We start from the raw sequence: 4,471 nt of genomic DNA on the forward strand, positions 1-4,471 counted from the left end.
AGCATAAGATGTTGCAGAAATTAATGCCAGAATAAAAATGCCAGTAATTTTTTTCATATCGGACTAAAATGTGTTAAGAGTGATTTTGTGTTTTGCTGCATTATAAATCAAAAAACAAATTACTATAATTTGATTCATAAAAAAATTAAAATCATGTTATGAGATTGTGAATATTAAGGGATAGATTTCATTTATGTCAAAATGAATTTTTCAAAAAAAGATAAAATTTTATCAGCCTATTTTGATCTTTGCATCCTTACTAAGTATTGATCCATTTCATCTTCGAAAAGCAATTCACATTCCCATCCAATCTTATTTGCAATTTGCTCTAAGCTTTTAAAATCGACATAAAGCCACTTAAACCAATTCCCTTTAATAGATTGATATTCATATTGATAGGATATTTCACCGTAATAATTACTTGATATAAAATCATCGTCTTTATATAGGTATGCAATATCTGATGAATCAAAAATAATTTGTCCGCCTGATACCAAAAGCTTTTTCAAATATTCTAAAAAACGCTTCAATCCTTCCATATCACCACAAAGTCCGATGCCATTCATCATCATGATAATCGTGTCAAATTGCTCTAGCTCATATTGAAAAACATCCGAATTAATAACCTTTTTTACTCCTCTTCTGCGCATAATATCACATGCCGATTCGGAGATTTCAATGGCAGTTACATCAATTCCCTTGTTTTGTAAAATCAAGGCATGACTTCCAACTCCAGCGCCAATATCAAGGGTTTTTCCTTTGCAAAGTTCAATTGCTAAGCTTTCCAATTCGCTAATTTCAAATTTATTGCGGTAGAAAATGTCTACGGGCATATCCTCCGGACTTCCATAACTATTATGAAGCCATAATTTGCCTTTTTGTCTACCTAAAAAATGATCTTTTAATACTTTACCGAAAACATCCATATTACTATTAAAACAATTTTAAGGGATTATTAAATCCCGAAAAATTTTATCCAAAAATACTCCTTAAAATGATATTTTTTATTTTTAATAATTTCACTCGCGTAATAAATTCTTGTTTTATTTAATAAAATAAAGAATGATTTACTAATAATATTAGTACATTGTGACTCGTTTTTAATATCAATTAAATTTCAAGCATGTCAACAGAAGTAAAATGCCCATCATGTGGCAATTCATTCCCATTAGAAGAGGCTATAGGTAAAGAATATGAGCAGGAATTGCGTGATAAAATGATCGCTTGGCAGAAAAAGAAGGACGAAGAATTTCAAAAGAAGGAAGATGATTTCAGGCTACAGCAGCAGAATCTTGCTTTAAAAATGGAGCAACAATTTGCGCAAGAGCGACTTCAGTTAGAGGAGGGTGTAAGAAAAAGTATTGCCACCGATTTTGAAAACAAGCTGGTGTTTTTAGAGAATACAAACAAAGAAAATCAAGAAAAATTAAAGCTTGCAGGTCAGAAGGAGCTTGATTTCATCAAAAAGGAGCAAGAGCTTAAAACCAGGGCCGAGGAAATGGAGCTTGAGGTACAGCGTAAGATGCAGGCCGAGCGTGAGCAAATTGTAGAGCAGATTAAAAAGCAGGAGATTGAGAAAAACTTACTCAAAGAAACGGAACATCAATTACGTGTTAGGGAGCTCGAAAAACAATTAGATGATCAAAAGAAGCTGGCAGATGAAATGCGTCGTAAGGCAGAGCAGGGTTCTATGCAATTGCAAGGAGAAGTTCAGGAACTGATTTTAGAAGAGTTACTACAAAGTACTTTTCCTTTTGATGTGATTGGTGAGGTCGGGAAAGGTGTTCGTGGAGCTGATTGTATCCAAACCGTTCGAAATCAATTCGGGCAAGATTGTGGTAAGATTATTTATGAAAGTAAGCGGACCAAGGATTTTTCCAATGAATGGATAGATAAATTAAAGAAAGATATGCGTGGTGTTGGGGTAGATGTGGCCGTTATTGTTACGCAAACTTTCCCCAAAGGCATGACCTGTTTTGGTGAAAAAGATGGGGTTTGGATTTGTTCTTTTGAGGAGGTTAAAGCTGTTGCGTTTGTTTTAAGGGATGGCATTATCCGATTAGCAAATGCTACCAAATCTCAGGAAAATAGAGGTGATAAAATGCACATGCTTTATGATTTTTTAACGGGAACTGAATTTTCTGAGCAATGGAAGGCCATTCGTGAAGGATATATGAGCATGCGCTTGTCTATTCACAAAGAGCGTGATGCCATGGAAAGAATGTGGAAAATGCGTGAGAAACAATTGGATAAAGTCTTGTTAAATGCCTCAAGTATTAAAGGATCAATTGAAGGAATTGCCGGCGCAGATACAATTTCTTTAAGCTTATCGGATGATGAGGATGAGACTTTTCTGTTGGAATAAAATTTCTCAATATTATTTTTAGAAATTTAATCAGTAGTGACCGGGGAAATTTTAATTTAAAGATCAAATTCTTAAACTTAATTATTCTTTTTTCTTTTCCTTCAGCAGAAAAGAAACAAAATGCCGCCGCTGCACCTGATGCTATTAAAGTTACTGCTTTGGCCTGGACTGTGCCTGCCGCACCAGCTGAGGCGGAAAAAACGTTAACGGAGATTTTGTGCTAAGGCCAAAGCTTATGATCAGACCTGTTATTAAGGTGAAAATATGGTAGATTTCAAGGCAATGGAAATATAAAAACTGATTCTAACCAAAAGGAAGCTTGCTTTTTATTGTTTAATTAAAAGCATGTTAAATTGAATATGAATGGCTTTTTTATAAAAATTTTATTTAAACCGGATAACAGTGAAATTAAATCCATTTTTTTGTCAGATATCAATTTGGAAGAACGATATGACTTCATTCTGGCTCAATAGTCGTTTCAAATAAGTACTTTTGCATTTTATTTAAAAATCTATTTAAATGGTGCTTTTAGAAAAACTAAAACTGAGTAAACCTCTTGTTAGATCGATGACAGATGCAGGATACTTGGGTCCCAAAGATATTCAACTTAAAACGATGTCGCGTATTTTGGGAGCTCAAGATATCATCGCAATCGCTCCTGAAGGCTCTGGCAAGACTAGTACTTATGTTCTTGGCTCTCTAATGCGCCTTAAGTATGGTTTTGAAGAGGCTCCTAGAGCGCTGGTCTTGGTTCCAGACAAGGAACATGTTTTGGCTGTAATTGAGCGCTACGAGCTTTTAAATAAAAATAAAACTATCCGTATTGTTGGTTTGTTTCCTGAAGGTGGTATGGAATCTCAGATGAATGCGCTTGCAGATGGAGCGGATATAGTTATTGCTACGCCAGATCGTGCTAGGGCAATTTATTTAAAACTGGGGCTTAATCTCAATAAAATAATGATGTTTATTGTTGATGATGCCGCAGAAATTGTAAAAAGAGGAATGCAGCTTCCAGTTGCTGAGCTTGCCAGAAGTATTGTAAAATGCCAACATCTTATATTTACAGATGTATTTCATGATAAACTGCATCTATTGACTAGTCAGTTTATGAATAATGAAACAACCTTTGAAGTTGACAATTTAGGCGATCAAAAGTTGGCTACTATAGATCAAATTTTATATAAAGTCCCGGATTTTAAAACAAAAGTTAACCTTCTTAATCTTTTATTGAAAGATAAGGATGTGTTTAACAAGGTTTTAGTGTTTGTGAATAATCGTTTAACTGCCGAAAAGATTTTTAAAAGTCTATTTAAATATCTGGATAAAGAATTAGCAATTTATAAACCATTGTTTTTCGATCACCCTGGATTCGACCGTATGGAAGATTTTAAAGAGTCGGAGGACACAAGAATTCTACTTGTTGCCGATGATTTAAGAGAAAGTATAGATCTTAATGGCATTCCATTTATTTTTCATTTGGAAATGCCCATTGAAATAGAAACTTTTATTGGCCGAATCGTGAAAAATACAGATAGTGACGAGGTATTAGCAATTAGTTTTGCAACAGATTTGGAGCTTTCTATGGTTAAAAAGATTGAGCAGACCATTGGTCTCCCGATTCCAATTATTGAATTGCCAGAGGATTTGATTATTGAAAAAGATAAGCCAAAGAAGACTTTAAAAATTGAAAGTTCAGAGCCTGAAAATGGCTCAGCATTTCACGCTAAAAAACAAAGTAACATTAAGGATTATAATTATAGTTCTCGAGAAAAGGCTAAAATGAAGTTCAAAAATAGGTAATTATCGTAATTGAATCAATGATACATAGAATTTTATGCTTTTTGATCGTATTTGTTTTTAGTTTTATCACAGAGGCTAAATCACAAAAAATCCTGGTTTTTTATAAAACTGCTGCTTATAAGCATTTATCTATTCCTGCGGGAATAGCCGCCATTTATAAATTAGGTGAGGAGCATAATTTCATTGTTGATACAAGCTCAAATTCCAATGTTTTCGATATTAATACACTTAAAAATTATCAGACTGTTGTTTTTTTAAGCACATCTGGTGATATTTTAAATAGCCAACAACAATCCCAATTTGAAC

Annotated in this window: 4 protein-coding genes; 3 read left to right on the forward strand and 1 reads right to left on the reverse strand. The window is 33.8% G+C overall.

The genetic code is table 11. The features are described from left to right. Positions 1-236: 236 nt before the first annotated feature. Positions 237-926 carry a class I SAM-dependent methyltransferase gene (locus ACILQF_RS10885; protein WP_395627435.1) on the reverse strand — a complete coding sequence of 230 codons (690 nt, stop codon included), beginning with the start codon at positions 924-926 and terminating at the stop codon, positions 237-239. A gap of 197 nt (positions 927-1,123) precedes the next feature. On the opposite strand from ACILQF_RS10885, the gene ACILQF_RS10890 reads away from it, so the two are divergent. The 3 genes from ACILQF_RS10890 to ACILQF_RS10900 form a co-directional block, all read left to right on the forward strand. Beyond that, a complete protein-coding gene (locus ACILQF_RS10890) occupies positions 1,124-2,365 on the forward strand; it encodes a DUF2130 domain-containing protein (RefSeq protein ID WP_395627436.1) in 1,242 nt (413 codons plus the stop codon). Between the two features lie 519 nt (positions 2,366-2,884). Continuing rightward, the gene (locus tag ACILQF_RS10895; RefSeq protein WP_395627437.1) at positions 2,885-4,165 is read left to right on the forward strand and encodes a DEAD/DEAH box helicase; all 1,281 of its coding nucleotides are present in this window, start codon (positions 2,885-2,887) and stop codon (positions 4,163-4,165) included. A 17-nt stretch (positions 4,166-4,182) separates the two neighbouring features. Continuing rightward, on the forward strand, positions 4,183-4,471 hold a 289-nt coding region (locus ACILQF_RS10900), incomplete at its 3' end, for a ThuA domain-containing protein (protein ID WP_395627438.1).

This window comes from Daejeonella sp., assembly GCF_044232565.1.
Lineage (GTDB): Bacteria > Bacteroidota > Bacteroidia > Sphingobacteriales > Sphingobacteriaceae > Daejeonella.